The sequence below is a fragment of the Chryseobacterium sp. 27AL genome (assembly GCF_057815395.1).
In genome coordinates this window covers 98,401-122,191 of sequence record NZ_JBYRIW010000010.1, presented here as the reverse complement: position 1 = coordinate 122,191, position 23,791 = coordinate 98,401, and the positions used below count along the sequence as shown (strand labels likewise).

The following is a 23,791-nucleotide window of genomic DNA, read 5'->3' as shown; positions in this document are numbered from 1 at the left end:
ATAATTTAAAAATTAAGTATATTTTTATAACATTTTAACAAATATTACATAATTTCATAATGATAATTTTTAATTGGTCAATTTATAAAATCCAGCATTTCTTAAATAAAAAAATAGGCTGCCCAAACTCTTAGGACAGCCTATTTAATATTAAGTAATAATTATTTAATTTAGATAGAATTCATATTTATTCAACAGCTGAATCTCTTTGATAAGTTCTCCACTCAGATTGACCGAATGTTTCATCGACTGAACCTCAAGGTGTTCTACCCTAGAATCGTCATCTGTATTTTTTATATAAAATTTCAATTTCTGGCTGCCCTGATTTTTTTCAAGAACGTTTCTGAAAAAAGTAAGATCTTCAGGCCTGAAATCCATCACATCCATAACAAGCGAGATGCTTTTGGCGAATCTTTCAAATGCTTCCTGAAGCTCGATCACATCATTTACATTGACAAAAACCCTTCCGTCTTTCACCTGGGCAAATTTAATTTTGAATATTACAAAACGCTGTACTTCCAGCTTTTCCTTTAAACGCATATAATCACGGTCACCAAGCCTGAAAGAATACGACCCTGAATAATCCTCCAGTGTTACAAAAGCTACTTTTTCACCACTTCTGAAGCCGTCCTGAACACGATATTCCGTGATAAGACCGGCAACAGTATACTCTTTTCCTCCACCTCCATTTTCCCTTTCTTTCTGAATTGTTTTCCAGTCTTTTTTCTTTTCTTCGAATAATTCTTCCTGTTTGTTGGCAAAAGCCTGCTCTTTATAAGCATCCACCTCATCAAGGTTCAGAAAGTGGAAAACGCCTTTAGGCTCTGCTTTTTTTGTCACTTCTTCTACAATCTCTTCTTCGCCGGTCAGCAGCTCATCAGAAACAATTTCTACAAGATCAGTAATGTCTTCCGGAGTATCCTGCTCAAGAATCGGAGCTTCATCTACAACCAGTTTTACCTCTTCTTCTTTCTCTAAAACTGCTTTTTTAGAAAGTTGCCCCTGCATAAACTGATATTGATATTTAAATTCATCCAGAGGGTGCGCAGAAAGATAGAATCCGATAATTTCCTTTTCCTTATTAAGCTTATGCATATTCGGCCATTCCGGACAGGGAGCAAGCTTTGGCTGCTCGATCTGGACTTCTTCGGCAAAATCTGCAAATAATGAATTTTCCATTTCGTTTTTACTCTCCTGAAAGCTTTGTCCGTACCTGATCAATCTTTCAAGATTAGTTCTTCCCGCCATATCAATATCAAAATACTGACCTCTGTGGAAAGAATCCAATTCATCAAAGGCACCTGCCAACACCAAACTTTCCGCTACTCTTTTGTTCATCTGAGAAGGGAGAATTCTTTCAAAAAAGTCATAGATATTTTTAAATCTTCCGTTTGCTCTTTCTCTTGTAATGGCTTCACTCGGTCCTTCACCAATCCCTTTAATAGCTCCTAATCCAAAACGGATCTGGCCTTTTTCATTTACCGAGAATTTATATTGAGATTCGTTAACATCAGGCCCCAAAACATCTACTCCCATACTTTTACAATCTTCCATGAACATGGTAATAGAGTCGGTATTGTTGATATTGTTACTCATTACACTCGCCATGTATTCTGCCGGATAATTAGCTTTTAAAAAGGCCGTCTGATAAGCAATAAACGCATAGCAGGTAGAGTGAGATTTATTAAAAGCATATTCTGCAAAGGCTTTCCAGTCGTTCCAGATTTTTTCTAATCGCTCTTCATCAAGGTTATTTTTTCTTCCGCCTTCGATGAACTTAGGATACATTTTGTTAAGTACATCAATCTGCTTTTTACCCATTGCTTTTCTCAAGGTATCGGCTTCACCTTTTGTAAAGTTGGCCAATTTCTGAGATAAAAGCATTACCTGCTCCTGATACACCGTAATTCCGTAGGTTTCCTTTAAATATTCTTCGGTTTCAGGTAAATCATATACAATTTCTTCTATTCCGTGCTTTCTGTTGATAAAGTTCGGAATGTATTTGATAGGACCCGGACGATATAATGCGTTCATCGCAATAAGGTCGGCAAAAACAGTTGGTTTAAGTTCCCGCATGTACTTTTGCATTCCGGGACTTTCGTATTGGAAAATCCCAATGGTTCGACCTTCCTTAAACAACTGATACGTTTTAGCATCATCCAACGGAATTTCGTCGGGATCTATATCAACTCCGTGTCTTTCTTTAACGAGTTTAAGAGCATCTTTAATGATCGTCAGAGTTCTCAAACCCAGGAAGTCCATTTTAAGTAGACCGGCACTTTCTGCAACAGAGTTATCAAACTGGGAAACCAAAATATCCGCATCTTTTGCTGCAATCGTTACCGGAACAAGATTACTGACATCCTCCGGAGTAATAATCACTCCACAGGCATGAATTCCTGTATTCCGGATACATCCTTCCATTTTTCTTGCACTTGCAAGCACATCATGACGAGGATCAGAAGGGCTATCCAAGACCAGTCTCATCTCGTCAACGAGCATCTGTTCTTCCGGTTTTAATTTATCATATTTTGCCAAAGCTTTTGCAATATTCATCCCGGGCGTGGAAGGAATTAACTTCGCAATATTATTCGTATCAGGAATCGGAACATCCAACACCCTTCCGGCATCTTTAATAGCAGATTTACCTCCCAGTACAGAGTATGTAATGATCTGCGCAACCTGACTTTGCCCGTATTTGTCGATTACCCATTTAATAATTCGGTCACGGCCTTCATCATCAAAGTCAATATCAATATCCGGCATGGAAACCCTCTCCGGATTAAGGAATCTCTCAAAAAGGAGATCATATTTAATCGGGTCAACGTTTGTGATTCCGATACAGTAAGCAACGGCAGAACCCGCAGCAGATCCACGACCGGGACCAACCCAAACTCCCATTTTGCGGGCTTCGTTACAGAAATCCTGTACAATAAGGAAATATCCCGGATAACCTGTATTAGCAATTACTTCAAGTTCGAAATCCAGACGTTCTTTTATATCTTCTGTAATACCATCAGCTCCATATCTTCTTTTTGCCCCTTCATAGGTCAAATGTGTGAGATAAGCCATCTCACCACGTTTTCCTCCATCCGCTTCATCTTCTGCGTGAACGAATTCCTGAGGAATATCGAATTTAGGAAGAAGCACGTCCCTTTTCAGGGTATAAGGTTTAAATTTAGCGGTAAATTCTTCGTAAGCATCAAAAGCATCAGGATATGCTAGAAAAGCTTCTTTAATTTCCTCTGAATTTTTGATGTAATACTCTCCGGTAGCAAGCCCTCTCCTCTTACCAAACCCCTTCCCTACAGGTGTTGAGAGTTTTTCACCGTCTTTAATACAACTCACAATATCCTGAATATTAGAATCGTCTTTATTGGTGTAGAACGTTTCGTTCTGTGCTAAAATTTTAACATTATATTTATCTGCAAAATGAAGGAGAACGTCATTTAAATGCTCTTCTTCAGGCAGTTTATGATTCTGAATCTGAACATAAAAATCATCTTCAAAAGTATCTTTCCACCATTTGAAAAGTTCTTCCCCTTTTTGTTCTCCGGTATTTAAAATAGCATCAGGAATATCACCATGAATCCCTGAAGTCAGAGCAATAACCCCTTCTTTGTATTGTGCGATCAATTCCCGGCTCACCCTGGGAACACCAAAATAGAATCCTTTCAGAAAACCAATACTGGAGAGTTTTGCCAGGTTTTTATATCCGTTAAAATCTTTCGCCAACAGGACAACCTGAGTTCTTCGGTCAGGATCATCCTTGGTAAATTGCTTCTGTTCATATCGGTCCGATATATAAAACTCACAACCCACCACAGGAATAAGTGGCTGCGAAACCGGTTCTGCCTCATTAAAAACTTCACCTTTCTCTTCAGCTTCCTGTTTTTTGGCTAAATATTCTTTATGTTTTTTCGCACGATCACCATTTGCACTTTCTACCGCTGAAACAAATTTGAAAGCCCCCATCATATTGCCCAGGTCCACCATGCCGACAGCTGGGAAATTATCATCAGTCGCTTTTTTAATCAGATCATTAATGCTCGAAGTCGCTGATAATGTTGAAAAAACACTGTGATTATCAAAATTGAAGTATTTCCCGAGATCAATTTCATCAATACTTCCAAAATCCTGTTGTTTTTTCTTGTTATGAAAATCTGCAACCTGTCTTCTGATAACAATACTGAAAGGCCTGATCGGATCAGGATACAATGTTTTGAAGTATGTAAGCTGATCTTCAGAAATCTTTAAGACCTCAGCAGGAATTACTCCGATTCTCATCATTTCGAAGAAAACCTGAGCAGTAGCATTTACGTCGGCAGCAGCATTGTGAGCTTCATCAAACTTATGTCCATAAAGCTTTTCGTACAACTCTTCCAATTTTGGTGGCTTAAATCGACCTCCACGTCCTCCCCCAAGCTGACAAAAATCTGTTCCCAGAACCATCGTATCGGCTCTCGGTTTTTCCTGAAGGTTGTCTTTTATATTTTTCCGGAAAAATTCGGCTCCAACGATATTATAGTCAAACTCGACATTATGACCGGAAACAACTCTTACTTTTTCTAAAACTGTAGAAAATTCATTTAAAATTTCCGTAAGATCACGGCCTTCTTCATTGGCAATCTTTGTGGTGATACCATGAATTCTTGCCGCATTAAATGGAATATCATAGCCTTCCGGTTTAATGATATAATCCTGATTTTCAATTAAAGTCCCATCATCATCGTGCAACTGCCACGCAATCTGAACCATTCTAGGCCAGTTGTCTGAATCTGAAAGCGGAGCGTTGAAATTCTTTGGTAAACCTGTGGTTTCTGTGTCAAAAACTAAATACATGTAATTTTCTAGCTTTTATTTAAAAGAGAATGTAAAGTTACTTCATTTTTTCATGTTATGCATACATTTAAATCCATTAAATGGTCAATCAACTCAGACTTTATTATAAACTGTATTTAACGAACAAATAACAGTAATAAAAATTTAAGAGCAAAACAATGTTAAAACTTTTTTATATAACCACAAGCCGAAAGCTCAACGTAATCAATGTAAGAAAAGATGAATTCAGCTATAATTTAAAGTTCATCACTACAAATGAAATGAGTTTAATCAGATCATTATTTAAACATTCAAACCTGTAAAACACTAACGATTGTTAGTGTTTTGTTTTTTTGTTTATCTTTGCTTTCTATGGAAAATACACTTCACGAAAAAGTTTCTCAGGATATTCTGCTTAAAGCTTATAATCATATGATGCTTGCCAAAGCAATGGCTGACATTTATGAGGAAAACAGAAATGTTACCAAATATGTTCATAGTACATCCAGAGGTCATGAAGCTATTCAGTTGGCGACCGCCTACCAGTTGAAAAAAGAAGACTGGGTGTCTCCTTACTACAGAGACGAGAGTATTCTTTTGGGGATAGGCTTTGAACCTTATCAACTGATGCTTCAGCTATTGGCAAAAGCTGATGACCCTTTTTCAGGAGGAAGATCATATTATTCCCATCCTTCTAGCAGGGATGAGAACAAACCAAAAATTATTCACCAAAGCTCCGCAACAGGAATGCAGACGATTCCGACAGCCGGAGTCGCACAAGGGATAAAATATATTGAGGATTTCAATTTACAGCAATTTGAAAATAATCCGGTTGTTGTATGCAGCCTTGGTGACAATTCCGTAACAGAAGGTGAAGTGAGTGAAGCGCTTCAGTTTTCAGCATTACATCAGCTGCCGATCATTTTCCTGGTTCAGGATAATGAATGGGGAATTTCCGTAACGAAAGATGAAGCAAGAACTTCCGATGCCTATGATTTTGTAGCCGGATTTACAGGCTTAAACAGAATGAGAGTTGACGGAACAGATTTCGTAGAAAGCTTTGAGGTCATGAAAAAAGCGGTTGATTTTGTTCGTAATGAGAGAAAACCTGTTGTTGTCTGTGCAAAAACCGTTCTTATCGGCCACCATACTTCCGGAGTACGAAGAGAATTTTACAGAGATGAAGAAGATTTGGCAAAACACAGATCAAAGGATCCGGGAGAAATTCTTAGAAACCAACTACTGGATTCAGGCGTTGACGAAGAATTATTAAAGCAGATTACCAAGAAAGCCCGTCTTGAAGCAGAAGAAGCATTTGAGAAAGCTAAAAACGCTGAAGATCCAAAACCTGAAACCGTAATGGATCATGTTTTCGCACCTACTCCGATTACTCAAGAAGTAGGAACCCGTGAACCGCATGGCGGCGAAAAAATCGTTATGGTTGATGCGGCCATACATGCGATTCAGGAACTGATGTGGAAACATCCGGAAGCCTTGCTTTACGGACAGGATGTCGGCGAAAGAATCGGTGGTGTTTTCCGCGAAACAGTAACATTAGGAAAGAAGTTTGGAAGCAAAAGGGTTTTCAATACAGCCATTCAGGAAGCATATATTATCGGTTCTACAACAGGTATGAGTGCGGTAGGCTTAAAACCGATCGTAGAAGTACAGTTTGCCGATTATATTTATCCGGGAATCAATCAATTGATTACAGAAATTTCAAAATCAAGTTATTTAAGCCAGGGAAAATTTCCGGTAAGCAATATTATCCGTGTACCGATCGGCGCTTACGGCGGTGGCGGACCTTACCACAGTGGCAGCGTTGAAAGTATTTTAGCGAATATTAAAGGAATAAAAATTGCCTATCCCAGCAATGCCGCAGATTTTAAAGGATTGCTAAAAGCAGCTTACTACGACCCTAATCCTGTGATCATGCTGGAGCATAAAGGATTGTACTGGAGCAAAGTTCCCGGAACTGAAGATGCAAAAACAATTGAGCCTGCAGAAGATTATATTTTACCTTTTGGAAAAGGGAAAGTAATCATTGAAGCAGAAAAAGATGAAACAGAAAAAGGCAGGACTTTACTAGTGGTAACCTACGGAATGGGCGTTTACTGGGCAAAAGAAGCTGTGAAAAACTTTAACGGAAGAGTGGAAGTTATCGATTTAAGAACTCTAATTCCTCTAGATGAAGAACTTGTTTTCGAAAGAGTAAAAGCGCACGGAAGATGTATCGTTCTCACCGAAGAACAATTAACCAATTCATTTGCAGAAGCTTTTGCGCACAGAATTTCCAGAAACTGCTTTAAATACCTTGACGCACCGGTTGAAACGATGGGTTCTTTAGATACGCCCGCCGTACCTATCAACCTCGCTTTAGAGAAGGCCATGCTGCCCAATGCTGAAAAGCTGAGCGAAAAGATTAACAAAATGCTAAAATATTAATCAGAAAATGAATTCAACCTCTAAATTCTTTTTAGAGGTTTTTTTGTACGCTTTTTGTTACTTTGAATAAAAATTTCATAAAAAGCATACAAACCTATGATCACTACAAAATACGTCAATTACAAACAGATACTCAATTTATCCGGATTTCATGTTATTCTGATTTCTATTTGGTGTACGTTGATTGCTGTTCTTTTTCACTTCTTTAATTGGCATTGGATGATCATTCCATGGGTTCCGGTAGCACTTATCGGTACTGCAGAAGCTTTTTTGGTTGGTTTTAAAAACAATCAGGCCTACGACAGGTTGTGGGAAGCAAGAAAAATCTGGGGCGGAATCGTTAATTCCAGCCGCATGCTCGGCTCAATGGTATATGCTTTTGATGTTGAGAATGAACAGATAGGAAAATTTGAACTCGAAGATCGGAAAAGAAAGATCGTTTGCAGGCATATCGCATGGCTGTATGCGTTCCGGGATCAGCTTCTGATTCCGACAGAATGGGAACATATAAAAGTAGAAGAAGAGCTCCCCAAGAAAACAGACCATAAACGCAACCGGCTGATCAAAGCAGGATTTCCTGATTATACCAGGACTCCCCTCTTTTTAAACAAATATTTATCCGAAGAAGAAGCGGAACAAAAATCACATTACAAAAATTTCGCAACCTACCTTATTGCTCAGCAGTCAAAAGATGTCAATGAATTGAAGAATATAGGTGCCATTTCAGAATTCAACCAGATGCAGCTTCAGGAATGCCTGAATGAATTTTATACCCTGCAGGGACAGGCCGAAAGAATCAAAAAATTCCCCTTGCCGAGACAGTTTGCCAGTACAGCCTTTGTATTTAATGTTATTTTCATCATGCTGCTTCCGTTAGGTTTAGTAAGTGAATTTGCGCAGCTGGGCGACTGGGGAATCTGGGCTTCTATCCCATTTTGTATCATGATCGGCTGGATGTATATTATTATGGAGCTGGTGGGCGACTATTCTGAAAATCCTTTTGAAGGATTAATGTTTGATATCCCGATGCTTTCTATATGCAGAACAATTGAAATTGATCTCCTGCAAATGACCGGAGAAACCGAATTGCCGGATCCGATTGCCTCTAAAAATGGTGTTCTGGTTTAAAAAGAATAAGGACGGCTATTGTTAAAATTTATAAAACAATAGCCGTTGTATTTTTAACCTCAGAAATCATGAAAGAACTGTGGGTGCTGGCAATATGCTTTAGCGTAGTAAGTTTCGTCAACATGAAATTACGGTAATCTTCCATATCCCTGACTGCAATTTTTAAAATATAATCATAGTCCCCGCTTACATGAAAGCACTCCGTAACCTCATGCAAATTCATGATTTCCTTTTCAAACTGTAGCACATAATCCTTTTTATGCTGCGTCAATTTAACGTGGCACAGCACAATAAAATTCCTGTCGATTTTGTGCCGGTCGAGTATGGCTACATACTTTGAGATTACACCTGTATTCTCCAATTTTCTAATACGCTCATAAACAGCCGTTACGGACAATCCGAGTTTGTAGGACAGTTCTTTGGTGGTCTGCTTGGAATCTTCCTGCAAAAAAAGCAGCAGTTTTTTATCAATATCATCTAAAGCCATAGATAAATTTTTGTTAAAAATTTACATTTACCAAATATAATAAACTTTATTTCTATTAAATCAAATAATCATAGATTTATATTCCGTTAATTCAATTTTATGTTGTAAAAAACCTGGAATAAGTTCATTTTAGCAAAAAACTAAAAGGATATGAAAGATTTTAACGCCGCAAACGAAATTCAGGATTTACAGTACTTTGGTGAGTTCGGAGGAGTAAATCCATCCATCTCAGACAGTTCCACCTATACCTTCCTTTCTGCCAAAACGATGTTTGATACATTTGAAGGAAATGCAGACGGATGCTATCTGTACTCAAGACATTCATCACCGATGAATCTGTACCTTTCACAGGCTCTCGCCAAAATGGAAAATACGGAAGCGGCCAATGTGACGGCTTCAGGGATGGGAGCGATCACTTCAGTGCTTCTCCAGACCTGTAAAAGCGGGGATCATATTATTTCCAGCAGAACAATTTACGGCGGAACCTATGCCTTTATGAAAAATTTTCTGCCTCCCTTTAATATTGAAACAACCTTCGTCGACATCAATAATTTTGAGTCTGTCGAAAATTCTATACAGCCCAACACAAAGATTATATATTGCGAAAGTGTGAGCAACCCTCTTCTGGAAGTTGCCGACCTGAGAAAGTTGTCGGAAATCTGTAAAAAGTATAACTTAAAACTGATTGTTGATAATACTTTCTCACCACTTTCCATCTCACCTGCACTGCTGGGAGCGGATATTGTGATCCATTCCCTTACAAAATTTATCAATGGAAGCAGTGATACGGTAGGCGGCGTTTATTGTGGAACGCAAGAATTTATCAACGATACCAAGAACGTGAATACCGGCGCATGTATGCTTTTAGGCCCGACGATGGACAGCCTTCGCTCGGCAAGCATCCTAAAAAACCTCAGAACGCTTCACATCAGAATGAAACAGCACAGCCACAACGCGATGTATCTGGCTGAAAGATTTGAAAATGACGGACTAAAAGTTTCTTATCCCGGACTGAAATCCCATAGAAACCACGAACTGATGAAAAGTATGATGCACACGGAATACGGTTTTGGAGGATTACTGACACTGGATGCAGGAACTACTGAAAAAGCCAATGAATTAATGGAGTTAATGCAAAAAGAAAACCTGGGTTATCTTGCGGTAAGCCTTGGATTTTATAAAACCTTATTCTCTTGTTCAGGAAGCTCTACCTCTTCTGAAATCCCTGAAGAAGAACGGGCTGAAATGGGAATCTCCGACGGGTTGATACGATTTTCCATCGGCCTCGATCATGACATTGAAAGAACATACGAAAAGATGAGAGAATGCATGCTAAAAACAGGCGTTCTCAACCATGAAACCATCTCCATATCTTAATTATTATCTTAAAAGCTGTTGTTCATCCGACAGCTTTTTTTTATCACATTTTATGAAAATGTTTCGGAAAAGCATCTTCAGGCTTCATTTTGAAAATATTCAGCAACACCCAGGATTTTAAAAAGCCATATCCGTAAGAAAACATCTGGATATAAGTTGAAATCAAGGCCATTCCGGCAATGCTGATATTTTTAGTCACCCACAACGCATGGAAAAGCACCATAAAAGTATACAATCCGTAAAAAGCAAGAATGATCCCTTTTCCCATCATGAAATATTCAAGGAAGCCCATGATGTAACCTAATAAAAATAAAGTAGGAAAAGCGAAGGAGATCTTTACATAATTAGGGTGCCTTTGGTTCAGAATAGGACGTGCACAGCCAAACTGATACACCTGTTTGGAAAACTTTCCGAAGTCTACCCTTCTCTTGTGATAAACAGCAATATTGTCAAAAAAAGCTGTTGTAAAACCATTTTCCCAAAGCGTCATCGAAAGATCCGGATCCTCCCCGATTCTCATTTCCGAAAAGCCTCCAACCTTTTCAAATACTTCTTTCTTTACGCCCATATTAAAACTTCTCGGCTGAAATTTTGATACCGCTTTTTTACTGCCGCGGATTCCGCCAGTCGTAAAAACGGAGGTCATGGAATATGAAATTGCTTTCTGCATCAGGTTGAAACCTTTATGAGCCTTATCCGCACCACCGAAAGCATCACAGGGAATTTCAAGAATATCTTTTTTGATATTTTCGATATAATCTTTTTCTACGATAACATCACTGTCTACAAAAACCAGCCATTCATTTCCTGCTCTCCTGGATCCAAAATTTCGGGATAATCCCGGCCCGGAATTTTCTTTTCTGAAATATCTGATATTCAGAAAACTTTCAAAATTTTCGATTGTCGGACGCAGATCTACAAGCGAACCATCATCCACAATAATAATTTCAAAGTCTTTATCCGACTGTGAAGTAAGAGAATTCAGGAGCTCAAAAAGCTCATCTTTACGGTTGAAAATAGCAACGACAATGGAAATGGTAGGCTTCAAATCTGAAAATTTTTCAAAAATACTTATTCACGGAAGAATGCGCAAAGCATTTATGATAATTTATAAATTGAAAATTGATTTTGTTGATAGCATAACAGCTATGTAATTATTTTTACAAGAATATCCCGGATTTAAAATAAATCCACAAGATCACTGATATAAAAAACGATACTACCGACAAACTGAAAAACAACCATTGAAAAACACTTTTAAAATAGTACTTCTCAAGAACATGCAGAATGAAAAATATAATCAAGGAAACAGCCAGCCCCAAAACCGATCCAATAACAGCCGACTGCATGTAATTCTCTGAAACAAGTGGATTTCTAAATACCAGAAAGAAAAAAACTGCTGAAAAAAGATACAATATTAGACTTATCTTTTCCCTGACATATTTTGTTTTCCTTTTCTTATTTCTTGTAAATCTCGTTGTCCCTGAATTAAGCAGATTGCTACCAATATCTAATAAATCAAAAAAGTCGAAATTCATAGGTTGAATTTCGACAAATTTAAAAATTTATTCGGTACATCGGAAACTGTTGTCTCCGACACTTTTATTTAACGAGCTGAATATCTACTGCTGAAAAACCTTTTGGAGATTTCTCTTTTTCGTAAGATACTTTGTTTCCTTTTTTTACAGGTTCTGCGCAGTTATTACTGTGAAAGAAAATATTTTCCTTCGATTTGTCTTCCGTAATAAATCCGTACCCTTTTTCACTGAAAAAAGTAATGATTCCTGTTTTTCTGATTTCTTCCGCTTCGATGGGAGCTGCTCCCAAACGGATATCATCCACGTTGATCTCTGCTTTTTCCGCATGATCCGGTGGAGTTGAAGTCAATTGACCGTTGGCATCTACATACATCAACATCTCGTCAAGACTTTTACCTTTGTTGTTGCTCGTTTTACGCTCTTCACGCTTAAGAGCTTTTTCCTTTTGTTTTTGAATTTTCTTTTTGAAATTTTCTTTTTTAGAAAAAGAATCCGCCATATATTATTATAAAATTTAGTTGTTACTGAAATAAAAACTTTCCGCTATACGAAAAGAAATAAAAAGTTTTGAATAAGATCTCTGATTATGCCTCAATAAAGAGCTTAAAATGAAATAGTATTAAAATCTGTCAGCTGTAAAAGCAAAAAAACTGCTTGGAAATAGAAATTCTAACTTGTTACAGAGAAAGGTAATTACCTCTTATTAGGTACAAAGATACGAAAAAATGCCTAAACTTCCTAGTAATTAATTGGATCTCAATTTGTTTTTGTTGTAAATCTTTGTTTAGAGTACACCTACGCTTAGAAACGGTCACATCTCACCAAACTCAAAAATCTAATGAATTTTACACTCCCTGCCATTCCGAGGAACGAAGGAATCTCTTGTAAAATAGAATCAAGTGTACGGTTTTCCGTAATTTCATTTTATTAGTTAAAAATATATTTGATAAGTTAAAATTTTGATAAATTAGAAAAAAATTAACAACCATGAAGATAGAGTCTATTTATATAAAAAATTTTAGGCTACTCAAAGATTTTAAAATAGATCTGGAACAGTCTCTTTCCTTAGTTCTAGGTAAAAATAATACTGGAAAAACTTCACTTTTAACTTGTCTAGATAAATTCATCAACAATTCAGATAAGAAGAAAATTGTTTCTGAAGATTTTAATCTTGATTACAAAAAAGAAATTGAAGAATTAATTTCTACAACTATTGAACTTAATGAAGAAGATTATAATAAAGCTATTCACGGTATAAAATTAAGACTTGTAATTTCTTATGAAGAAGGAGAAAATACATGTAACATTTCAGATTTGATGATGGATTTGGAGCCTGATCAAAATAAAATTGTTTTAGGCTTCGAGTATTACTTAAACTATGACCAATATAAAGAGTTACGAAAAGAGTATAGATCTTTTATTCTCGCTGAAAATAAAAAAGTAAAAGAATGTGAAGAAAGAGAAAAGGATAAACCTGAAGAAGAAAGAAAAAAATATATTCCAAAAAACTTTGATTATTTTTTTTAAACTAAATGTAGAAAAATTTTTTAAACATAGATGGAAAAGCATTAATTATGATTATGAACATTCAGTAATTGATGAAAGTAATTTTAATGATTTAGAAGATTTTAAAGCTAAAAGTAATTTAAGCAATATCATCAATTTTAAATACATAAGCGCTAAGAGAAATGTAGCTAATAGAGAAAATGAGAAAACATTATCTACGCAAACATCTGAAATATATGAGCGAAGCGAAAAAAATGATGAGGATGAAAAGAAAATCGAAGAATTTAAATCTGTAATTGAAGATACTGACGAAATTTTAGGAAATGTTTATGAAGCTTTATTTAGTGATATTACTGAAAAAGTAAGTTTATTTGGAGGAGTAAGAAAAGATGAGTCTATAATAAAAGTAATTTCCACTTTACAACGAAAAGAATTATTAAAAGGAAATACAACTGTTATATATAAACACAGTAATGATTCTGAATTCCCTGAACATTATAATGGTTTGGGTTATATGAATCTTATAAGTATGATTTTTGAGATTGAAATTCTAATAAGTGAATTTAAAAAAGGAAAAGATGAAATTCCAGCTGATATTAATTTACTTTTTATTGAAGAACCAGAAGCTCATACTCATCCACAAATGCAATATGTTTTTATCAAAAACATTACTGAACTTTTAAAGAATGGGATTGTTCTTCAAAAGGATGCAAGTGGAAAGATTATAAAAAACCAACCTTTCCAGTATATCATTAGTACACATTCATCTCATATAGTTGCTAATTGTCAAGAATTTAATTGTATAAAATATTTAAAAAAAGAATCTATTAATGACATTAAAGCAAAAAATATAAAAGATTTAGAAAAAGAATATAATGATGCAGGAGAAGAAAAAAATTATCGTTTTTTAAAACAATATTTAACACTCAATAGAGCAGAATTATTTTTTGCTGATAAAGCTATTTTTATTGAAGGCGATACAGAAAGAATTCTATTACCTGCAATGATGAAAAAATTAGACTTAGAAGTTGAATTAGATATAAATGAACTTCCTTTATTATCGCAAAACATATCTGTTATAGAGGTTGGTAATTATGCAAATATCTTCGAAAAACTAATAAGCTTTGTTGGATTAAAATCTTTAATAATTACAGATTTAGATTCTGTAAAAAAAGATTTTATACGGAATAGCGACGGAACTATTAAAAAAACAAAAAAAGATAAAGAAAGAAAATCTGATTTTAGCTGTAGAGTTTCTGAAGCAGAAAAAACAAGTAATCCTACTTTGCTTTTCTTTTATCCTTCAGATGCAATTTCTTTTCGAAATATTTTGCTAAAAAGTTTTGAAGAAAAAAGATTTTCAAAAAATTCAGTATGGCGAGAACAAGTTGATGGATATTTACAAATTATTACGCAGACAGAAGAAGAAGGATATTGTGCCAGAAGTTTTGAAGATAGTTTTTTTCATTTAGCACAAAACAAAACTTTCATAAAAGATAATAGAAGTAAATTCATAGGTCTTAAAAATCTTAAATATTTTTACGACAATTCAAGAGACGCATACTTTTTAGCAGAAAAATGCGTAGATAGCAAAGGCTCTTTTGCAATTGATATATTGAGATGTACCAACGAAACATATTCTAATTGGCAAATTCCAGCCTACATTAAAGAAGGATTATTATGGTTAAGGAAAGACTAGATATAAAAGATCAGCCAGAAGTATTATCAATTTTTGAACACATTGATAATGGTCACAATTTTCTATTAAGTGGTGGTGCAGGAAGTGGTAAGACGTATTCTTTAGTCTCTGTAATCAGGCAAGTCATTAAAGAAAATCCTAACATTAAAATTGCCTGTATGACATATACAAATGCTGCAGTAAAAGAAATTGAGGATCGTGTAAACCATAAAAATCTAAAAGTATCTACAATTCACGATTTTCTCTGGGATAACATTAAAAACTTTCAATCAGAATTAAGGTCAACTTTAATACAATTAGCAAAAGACGATACTATTACTAATATTGTTATAGATAATCCTGAGGAAACTTTATCTGAAAACATTGAAATTCAATATAAAGAATATATAAGATTGAGAGAAGGGATTATCTCTCACGATGAAGTATTAACTATTTCTGAACATATGTTTGCAAATTATCCTAAATTATGTGATATTTTAAAGGATAAGTTCAAATTCATATTTATTGATGAATATCAGGATACAAATGAACAAGTAATTAGAATATTTTTAGACCATTTACAAATATCTAAAAGAGTATCTATCATAGGTTTATTTGGAGATGCAATGCAATCTATCTATGATGATGGAATTGGTACTATAAATTCTTATTTAGAAGAAGGTAGCGTAAAAGAGGTTATTAAAAGTCAAAACAGAAGAAATCCAAAAAAGATTTATGAACTCGCTAATAAGCTTCGCACTGATGGGATTACACAGGAACATTCTTCTGATTTAAATGCTCCAAACATTTTACCAAATGGAAATGTAAAAGATGGTAACATTTTATTTTTATACTCTGTAGATAGAGATATTGAAAAAATAAAATATTACTTAAAAAACCTTAATCAAGGTTGGGACTTTGATAATTCCAAAACAACTAAAGAATTAAATCTTACACATAATTTAATTTCTGCACAAGCTGGATTTTCAACGCTAATGGAGATTTATGATGAAGATCCCGTTATTAATCTAAAAAAAGACTTAGTTGAGAAAATTAAAATTGATAATTTAAACATTGAGGACGAGAAAACATTTGATGAAGTAGTTGATGAATTAGCATTACAATCTCGATCATACTTATTAGACGAAATAAAATTAGATGTATTAGCCAAAAAAGAATTTGACGAAATAAAAAATTTGCCTAAAGAAAATTTTTCAGATTTAGAATTTGAAAGCGAATTATTGATTGAACTAAAAGAAAAAACATTAAAGCAGAAAAAGATACCTAAAAAAAATCTATATAAATACAATACCATTGACGAATTTGTGGGAGAATTGAATTTTATAACTAGTGTTTTAAAGAAAGATAAAATACTATCGAATGAAACTCATAGATTATTCTATGAGAAAATTAAGGATAAATCTTTCAATGAAATAAGAAAAATTTATATTGATAAAGAAAATCTTATTGATGACAAAAGAGAATTAGATGATCAGGACTCAAAAAAAGGATCGAAGAGAGATAATTTTATTAAGCATTTGTTCAAAATTCAAAATGTATTAAGATTTTATTCTGATAAAAACTTCCCTGAGTTTTTTAGGGTGATGAAGAGAAATGGAATTACGATCAAAACAATTAATGATAAACGAGTTCTTAAAAATAATATTGAACAATTACTAACTAATCAAAATACAACTATAGGACAGGTAATAGATAAGGCAGACGAATTGGGAATTGTAAAAAAAGATGATAAAATAGATGAGTTTATTCATTCGTCAGAATACATCTACGACAGACTAAAAGAAGTTTCATATCAAGAGTTTATTAAACTATATGATTATTTAGAGGGCTTAACTCCTTTTTCTACTCAGCACAAAACTAAGGGAAATGAATTTGATAATGTCTTGGTAATATTAGATAATGGGAATTGGACAAAATATAATTTCAATTATTTATTTACCAATAGAATAGATAGAGCAAGTGTCTTTGAAAGAACTCAAAAATTATTCTATGTTTGTTGTACTCGTTCAAAAGAAAACTTAGCAGTTTTTTTTCAAAATCCTTCATCTCAGGTTCTTGAAACTGCAAAAAATTGGTTTGATGAAGTTGTTAATCTCGATCAATATACTCTATAACGTAGATTTACAATCGGCTTTATAAAAAAACTAAAACCCTCGCCCATTGGCCAATGTTTCCCCATTCCCTCATTTAACATAAAATAATGATTATCAATTATTCACTATAAAAAGACCCATCAATCAAAATAAATTTTATATTTGTCCGACTAATTAAAAACGCAAATGCCTATGTCTACAACATTTCCATCGGAAAGCAATCCGAATCCGACAAAAACAACAAAAAACAGCAAGCGAAGTAGGTCACGCCAGAAATGTCGCCAACCTGCATAAACTCATTCAGCAGGTTTCCGTGTATCCATTATACGATCCGCCAGTTCCTGAACTCAGCGTCGACAGTCTTCAGACCCTTTACAACACGGCCACTGCGAAATTGAACGAGGTCGAAGAAAAACGCATTGCCAACAAAAATGCCATCACCCTGCGCCAGACAGCATTTGAAAACCTCAAAACGACCTGTGAAAGTATCACCCTTTTTATCATCCACATAATGCAGCTCCACTTTTCCTATTTTGGGAATAGTTGAAGATTTAGGATTGATGATTAGGCCCCCACCTTCCGGCTTATGAAGATATGCTTCAAGACGGTAGGTATTTTGGATTGAAATTTCGCCAAATGTAAAAGTTCCATCTCCGATTTTTTTAATATTTGTTGAAGTAAACTTACCGTTGCTTCTCTTTTTGAAAAGCTCCCAGGTTACCCTTTCAGGATTTCTATCTGCATATGGAGTGTCCTCGTACCAGCCTGCAACGTGATAGGTATTTTTCTCTCCGACAACAGGAGTTGGGTTTCCCGAGATCATTGAAACGCCATGCTTACCCTTGTTTGCAAGCTGTCTTTTCACCTCTGCTTCACGCATTTTTTTCTCTTCTGCTAGTTCCTTTTGATATTAAGGTGATTAAAATTTGTTAATCCACTAACAAAAGATTTTTATTTCGAAAGAATTGAGTCAATATCCAATTGTACTATTGAAACATCTTGGAAGAATCTGCACTTTTTAGCGTTTTCCTTAAGACTAATCAAAAATTAAAATTTAAAACAGCTTCATTATTCCTCTCCTATTTTGTAAGACGTGATTTTGCTCTGCGTAGCTTATTTTTCTATAATTTCGTCTTATTTAATTTTATTTTATTTTTACTTGAAATTAGATTGTCTATGTATGTATTTTCTAATGTATAAATTTCATTTTCTTTATTTATTTTAAGGAGATTATTGTCCTCCATATTAAATATTATACTATTAACACTCTGTTCCTTAAATTTTAATCTAAAAGATTTTTCTTCCACATAACTTGAAATATTAAAAACTGCTGAATCTTTACTAATATTTATAGTAACCGTTGCCCATCCTCTTGGATCAGCTGATTCATCTTTTAATCTCAAAAAACTTCCTTCATAACTTCCATACCATTGGTTTTCTTTGGGATTGGTTTTTGTTGTTATATTTTTATTAAAATTCAAATAATCATCATTTAAAATGCTACTAATTAACAAATTACCATCTTTGTTTTTAGATAATAAAAGATCAATATCAGTTCTTTTTTCGCCTTTTTCTCCAAATAAATAAAAACTAACTCTATATTCATCTTTATTTTTTAAAGGTTGAATTTTCAGTGTTTTTTTAATGACATCTCCTGAATAATCCTGTGCTTTTATAAAAGGATCATAGTCTAAAACGAGATTATCATTGTCTCTAAGACTATCAATTATTTTAATAATTCTTTCAGAAACATATAATTTCATCTTATTTTTGTCCTGTATATTATTATCATTACCATAAAAATTGAGATAAAAATTTTTGATAATACTCATTGCTTTTGTATTGTCATTTTCTACATTTGTGGTAGAAGTATTTAAATTTTTATGAATAGTTACAGGCGTTTTTTTGCAGCTTATCATTATAAGCAAACCAAAAATTAATACGGTTATTTTTTTCATTTTTTTATTAGTTATTCCCATCTATATATTGCATATTTCTTTTCAATAGAATATTGTGTTGCTACCCAAAATGACTTTTGTGTAAAATCAGATATCCATTGCTCTCCATTGTACATCGCAATATGTCCATAAGGGTGACCATTTACAGCTCCAAAAGCTGCAATATCTCCTCTCTTTAATTGAATAGAGTTAATATCTGTACTTATTTTTTTAAATCCTTTTGATACAAGTGTATTTTTATCATAATATTCTTTAGCATGACCTGATATTCCACTAATTCCACCTGCATTAATAGCTTGTCGAACATATAATGCACATTTACCAATTGATTTAGATAAAGCATTAGCATTTATATGGTTTACAGCTTTATCAATGTCATAACCAGCTTTATTTATTTTATCTTTTAAATTAATTTTCTGTTTGCAACAATTATATCCAAATTCTTCTAAAAATCCGTCTTTAAGATATAATGGACTTTTATTGTTTAATTCTTCCTTATAAAATTGATTATAGTGTTCTAAAATAGTTTTCATAGGTGTTACTGGTTGTGGATTCCCATTAAATAGATAGCGACTATTATCACCTTTTTCAGGTAAACTGGCCCAAATTCTACTTGCACAGTTTCTTATTGCTTTTTCTAAATTATCATTTATAATTAAATCAATAAGATTTGAACAACCTGGATGATATTTAAGTAAAACAATTGCAAATCTGTCTTGATTCTCTTTACTAAAGGAAGTTATCTTATATTTTTTTCTTTGCAAAACAAAGTTTTCATCTTCCCATGTATATTTCATGGTTTGATATGCACCCGCTGCGGTAGAACCTCCATAATTCTTTTTAGGATGATCACTTAAATCGGTTATTACGTTTCCTCCAAATGCTGTTGTATAACCTCTATCGAAATTATGTTTTATATATATAATGTTTCCTTCTTTATCTTTTGATTTAATTAATTCTCCAGTTCCCTCACCTACACGTAACATTCTTAAAAACGCCCTAACCTTAGCCTCACACTCACAAACCCCATTTTTATCATTCTGTTTCACCGTCGGTGGAGCCTTCACCTCCACAGCACTCCTCCCAGACTTCTCCATAGCATCAACACCCACCTGCTTTTTATATTTCCCTTTTATAACAACTTCCTCAATCAATATTTCTTTACCGTAAATCTTATTGGGATCTATACTGCTGCTTACAGTTTGGGTAAAAATATAGTCAGGATTTTTTACCTCAGCATTTTTACTTACAGATTTATCTTGGGCGGTTTCTGCCACTACATAATATTCATGGATCTTGTCTTGGCTTCCATCCATGACTGCATTGGCAATTTTGGAAAATTCAACAGGCAGTTTAAACTCATGCCATAAAAATCCGTCCTTATTTAGATTTCGTGTAATGCTGGCTACCTTATTTTTCTCATTCTTGGTACTATGTCCGGGCCCGTTAACATCATCTTCATACAAGCTAAGCTTTATTTTTTCTCCCGGCATATTTTGGGTGTAAACCTTTACCTTAATGCTTTGTCCGTATTTGAGGACAGTATTTTCTTTGATAGGAGTATCATCACGCATAAACAATTCTACATTTTAAATTCTCTAATATCAATTAATTCAATACTGCTTGTTCCAACAATATTTAATTTATTTTTGTTGATTTACATTTTTTCTTATCATTATTAATTTTTCTATATCTTGTCTTTTCTGAAACCTTTTCATTAATAATTTCCTCACACTCTAATTTTTCAGTATATTCTTTTTTGTCAATTGTGGTACGAATAATTTTTTCGAGAATAATAGGATAAGTTTTTGATAGATAAATGTCTTCATACTGATTTGCATTATCTCCAATCTCAATGTTTATAACAATATTTTTTTTATCATATAAAACTTGTGCATAACTACTTTCACTTATTAACTGATTTTTAATCGGTTGAAAAAAATTGACAATCACCTTTTTTGGACGACTTAGTATTTCTAAATCATAATCTTTATTAATATTAATAGCTATTGTATCTAGCTTTTTCATACTATTTATTTCACAAAGACTCTCCTCGTGAGAAACTTTAAAACTTTCTTTTTTACAATTTGTAAATAGAAATATTATTGTTAAAAAAATTATATTTTTCATGCTTATAATTTATTATATTCATTTTTCATTTTTGTATGATAATGATTTTTTGCATAATCTTCACCATTGTACAACTCTGCAACTTTATTCCAGTTTTTATCTTTCATAGCTTTTATTATTGATGCTCCAGTAACATCTTTTAAAAAAACTTTAAAATATGCAAAGTGTTGTACCTCACATCTATTCATTGCTTCCTCTAATTCATTGGGAGAACTATATAAATAACTATAATATTTTCCCATAACCTGAAATTTTCCCCAAGAACAACTTTTTATTGCAGCATCATTATTTATTTTTTTGGCTTTACTAAGTTTCTCAAACTGTTCTGTTTCAGAACCATATTTAGCATTTGGATCTTTATAAGTTCCAACATTATGAACAAGATCTGGAGAAGCTTTCTTCAATTTTTCTAATTCGTCTTCAGATTTTATCTTTGTTAAGAAACGATACATATAATGTCTCTCATAAAGTATTTTAGCCCTTTGTTCTCCTTTATAATTAATAAATGACCTTCTTCCACCAGACTCTATAATTGCAACTGTTTTAAATACTTTAGCTTCTACTCCAATATCTTTTGCTAGGTTTTGATAATGTTCATCCGTAACTGAACTACCTTTTCCATTGCATGGCATTTTAGCTATGCCTTGTAAAAAGCAATAGCAATTCTTTGAATTTTTATTAATTTCCTGTTTTTGAGACGACTGAGCTGCTACCCCAACCATACTTCTCCCATGATTTCTATTCACCGTAATCTCCTTATCCTTCTGCGCTTTTCCCTTTACTTCCGCCCAATCATGGAGAAGATAGCCATCTGCATGATGGATCAGAAGATTCTTTTCCTCTCTTTTGGATGGAGGTTTTTGTTCTGCTGGTGAGCCTTGTGCTTTTGGATGGAATTTCTTCTTTTCCGGAGCTTTGTATAACGGATTGTGGACATTCACATTCTCAGAATCATGAATCTTTCCTTTGTAATACTCTACTGTTACATAAAACTCAAATTCTTTTGTGTCGGCTTCACCTTTCATGGCTTTTTGCATCAAACCTTTTGTTAGAGCAAATTCTGCGACGGCCAATCCGTTATGACCCACTTTTGCTGTTGTTGTTTCTATAGCCTGGTTGCCGGCGCTGTGTCCGCCTCCTTTTGCATCATCCTCCCAAAGCGTAAAAACCAGATACTTTCCGCGCATCCCCGTTGTATGCGCTTTTGCCCGAAGCTTGTCATAGAAACTGAAAGTATCACCCTTTTTATCATCCACATAATGCAGCTCCACTTTTCATATTTTGGGAATAGTTGAAGATTTAGGATTGATGTTCAGGCCCCCACCTTCCGGCTTATGAAGATATGCCTCAAGACGGTAGGTATTTGGATTGAAATTTCGCCAAATGTAAAAGTTCCATCTCCGATTTTTTTAATATTTGTTGAAGTAAACTTACCGTTGCTTCTCTTTTTGAAAAGCTCCCAGGTTACCTTTTCAGGATTTCTATCTGCATATGGAGTGTCCCCGTACCAGCCTGCAACGTGATAGGTATTTTTCTCTCCGATAACAGGAGTTGGGTTTCCCGCGACCATTGAAATGCCATGCTTACCCCTGTTTGCAAGCCGTCTTTTCGCCTCTGCTTCGCGTGTTTTTTTCTCTTCTGCTAATTCCTTTTGATATTAAGGTGATTAAAATTTGTTAATCCACTAACAAAAGATTTTTATTTCGAAAGAATTGAGTCAATATCCAATTGTTCTAGTGAAACATTTTCATTAATTTCTTTATTATGCCATTCCTCATCTCCTGTATTTGCACTTGTTCCTAAGCTAGCCACAAACAATTTTTTTATTAAAAAAATATTTTTATTATAAAAAACAGGAATAACTATTTTTCTAAAGGGTTTTCGATATTGATCAATATACTTTAAAATAAGGTTAAATGTTTGATTGTATTTCGTATTTGTGTCTATATCAATAAAATCGCAATCAAAACTTTTGGTTAACAAAGATGTATTTTTCGATTCTGATCCTAAAATAATTTGTATAGTATTGTTTTTAACAATTATCAAATCTTCAAATTTATCTTTATTAAGATTAATATTATAATTTTTAGTTTCAGAATTTAGATTTTCTGATATTAAGTTTTGATCAATATCTACCATTTCTTCCTTTGGTTGAAGAAAATATTTTTTACAAGCAGGAGAATCACAACCTAATAAAATATTGTTCTTCCCATCAAATAAGGAAATATATGAACCTCCATTTATTGACAAATTATAATTTTTACCTTTATATCGATATCCTTTTAGCTCGATATTGCAGGGAGTTAATGGATAAGAAAAATGCAGATCATTTTCTGTAATTTCTGACGATAATTTTATTATTTCATCAATATCTTTTTGACTTAAAGACCAATTTCCTTCTTTTTCTGTAATTTTTTTTCCTGTTGAATAATCCCCTACACATTTTGCAAGATAAAATTTATCTTCGAATTTTTGTTTGGATTTTATATTTTCATCTTTATCCTGCCCTTTACAAGAAATAAAAATACATATTGTTGATAGTAAGAAAAATATATTTTTCATAAGTATTGCTTAAATAAATACTTTACATTTTAAACAAAAATTCCGAG

Annotated in this window: 16 protein-coding genes and 1 pseudogene; 6 read left to right on the top strand and 11 right to left on the bottom strand. The window is 33.8% G+C overall.

Going from position 1 to position 23,791, the window contains the following annotated elements:
• Window positions 1-165: 165 nt before the first annotated feature.
• Window positions 166-4,842: a DNA polymerase III subunit alpha gene (gene dnaE / locus AC3WV0_RS14025; protein ID WP_488846724.1), complete on the bottom strand. Its 4,677-nt coding sequence runs from the start codon at window positions 4,840-4,842 to the stop codon at window positions 166-168.
• 351 nt (window positions 4,843-5,193) lie between these two features.
• Between dnaE and AC3WV0_RS14020 the strand changes: the two genes are divergently transcribed.
• On the top strand, window positions 5,194-7,266 hold the full coding sequence (locus AC3WV0_RS14020; protein ID WP_488846723.1) for an alpha-ketoacid dehydrogenase subunit alpha/beta: 2,073 nt from the start codon (window positions 5,194-5,196) through the stop codon (window positions 7,264-7,266).
• 96 nt (window positions 7,267-7,362) lie between these two features.
• On the top strand, window positions 7,363-8,394 hold the full coding sequence (locus AC3WV0_RS14015; protein ID WP_488846722.1) for a bestrophin family protein: 1,032 nt from the start codon (window positions 7,363-7,365) through the stop codon (window positions 8,392-8,394).
• Between the two features lie 28 nt (window positions 8,395-8,422).
• Here the strand turns inward: AC3WV0_RS14015 and AC3WV0_RS14010 are convergent, their stop codons facing one another.
• Window positions 8,423-8,881 carry an Lrp/AsnC family transcriptional regulator gene (locus tag AC3WV0_RS14010; RefSeq protein WP_488846721.1) on the bottom strand — a complete coding sequence of 153 codons (459 nt, stop codon included), beginning with the start codon at window positions 8,879-8,881 and terminating at the stop codon, window positions 8,423-8,425.
• Window positions 8,882-9,031: 150 nt separating this feature from the next.
• On the opposite strand from AC3WV0_RS14010, the gene AC3WV0_RS14005 reads away from it, so the two are divergent.
• Window positions 9,032-10,258 carry an aminotransferase class I/II-fold pyridoxal phosphate-dependent enzyme gene (locus tag AC3WV0_RS14005; RefSeq protein ID WP_488846720.1) on the top strand — a complete coding sequence of 409 codons (1,227 nt, stop codon included), beginning with the start codon at window positions 9,032-9,034 and terminating at the stop codon, window positions 10,256-10,258.
• Window positions 10,259-10,301: 43 nt separating this feature from the next.
• Here AC3WV0_RS14005 and AC3WV0_RS14000 read toward each other — a convergent pair whose 3' ends face one another.
• Both AC3WV0_RS14000 and AC3WV0_RS13995 read right to left on the bottom strand, forming a co-directional pair.
• On the bottom strand, window positions 10,302-11,306 hold the full coding sequence (locus AC3WV0_RS14000) for a glycosyltransferase family 2 protein (protein WP_488846719.1): 1,005 nt from the start codon (window positions 11,304-11,306) through the stop codon (window positions 10,302-10,304).
• Between the two features lie 554 nt (window positions 11,307-11,860).
• Window positions 11,861-12,295 carry a cold shock domain-containing protein gene (locus tag AC3WV0_RS13995; RefSeq protein ID WP_089999403.1) on the bottom strand — a complete coding sequence of 145 codons (435 nt, stop codon included), beginning with the start codon at window positions 12,293-12,295 and terminating at the stop codon, window positions 11,861-11,863.
• A gap of 488 nt (window positions 12,296-12,783) precedes the next feature.
• Between AC3WV0_RS13995 and AC3WV0_RS13990 the strand changes: the two are divergent.
• The 3 genes and pseudogenes from AC3WV0_RS13990 to AC3WV0_RS13980 all read left to right on the top strand — a co-directional run.
• Window positions 12,784-14,020, top strand: a pseudogene (locus tag AC3WV0_RS13990) (ATP-binding protein); the annotation flags it as partial.
• Window positions 13,994-15,001, top strand: coding sequence for an ATP-dependent nuclease (locus tag AC3WV0_RS13985; RefSeq protein WP_488846728.1), 1,008 nt, complete (start codon window positions 13,994-13,996; stop codon window positions 14,999-15,001). The pseudogene AC3WV0_RS13990 and the gene AC3WV0_RS13985, both read left to right, overlap by 27 nt.
• Complete coding sequence (locus AC3WV0_RS13980) at window positions 14,983-17,115, top strand: UvrD-helicase domain-containing protein (protein WP_488846718.1); 2,133 nt, start codon at window positions 14,983-14,985, stop codon at window positions 17,113-17,115. Before AC3WV0_RS13985 ends, AC3WV0_RS13980 begins: the two co-directional genes overlap by 19 nt.
• 301 nt (window positions 17,116-17,416) lie before the next feature.
• On the opposite strand, the gene AC3WV0_RS13975 is transcribed toward AC3WV0_RS13980, so the two are convergent.
• The 7 genes from AC3WV0_RS13975 to AC3WV0_RS13945 form a co-directional block, all read right to left on the bottom strand.
• Complete coding sequence (locus AC3WV0_RS13975) at window positions 17,417-17,974, bottom strand: hypothetical protein (protein WP_488846717.1); 558 nt, start codon at window positions 17,972-17,974, stop codon at window positions 17,417-17,419.
• A 241-nt stretch (window positions 17,975-18,215) separates the two neighbouring features.
• Window positions 18,216-19,052, bottom strand: a complete 837-nt coding sequence (locus tag AC3WV0_RS13970) for a DUF3828 domain-containing protein (protein ID WP_488846716.1) — start codon at window positions 19,050-19,052, stop codon at window positions 18,216-18,218.
• Window positions 19,053-19,063: 11 nt separating this feature from the next.
• Entirely contained in the window at window positions 19,064-20,626 is a 1,563-nt protein-coding gene (locus AC3WV0_RS13965; protein ID WP_488846715.1) for a glycoside hydrolase family 24 protein, read from the bottom strand.
• Between the two features lie 64 nt (window positions 20,627-20,690).
• Window positions 20,691-21,182 carry a hypothetical protein gene (locus AC3WV0_RS13960; protein WP_488846714.1) on the bottom strand — a complete coding sequence of 164 codons (492 nt, stop codon included), beginning with the start codon at window positions 21,180-21,182 and terminating at the stop codon, window positions 20,691-20,693.
• A gap of 2 nt (window positions 21,183-21,184) precedes the next feature.
• Window positions 21,185-22,453 carry an N-acetylmuramidase domain-containing protein gene (locus tag AC3WV0_RS13955; protein ID WP_488846713.1) on the bottom strand — a complete coding sequence of 423 codons (1,269 nt, stop codon included), beginning with the start codon at window positions 22,451-22,453 and terminating at the stop codon, window positions 21,185-21,187.
• A 41-nt stretch (window positions 22,454-22,494) separates the two neighbouring features.
• Entirely contained in the window at window positions 22,495-22,752 is a 258-nt protein-coding gene (locus AC3WV0_RS13950) for a hypothetical protein (RefSeq protein ID WP_488846712.1), read from the bottom strand.
• A gap of 128 nt (window positions 22,753-22,880) precedes the next feature.
• Complete coding sequence (locus tag AC3WV0_RS13945) at window positions 22,881-23,744, bottom strand: hypothetical protein (RefSeq protein ID WP_488846711.1); 864 nt, start codon at window positions 23,742-23,744, stop codon at window positions 22,881-22,883.
• Window positions 23,745-23,791 lie beyond the last annotated feature (47 nt).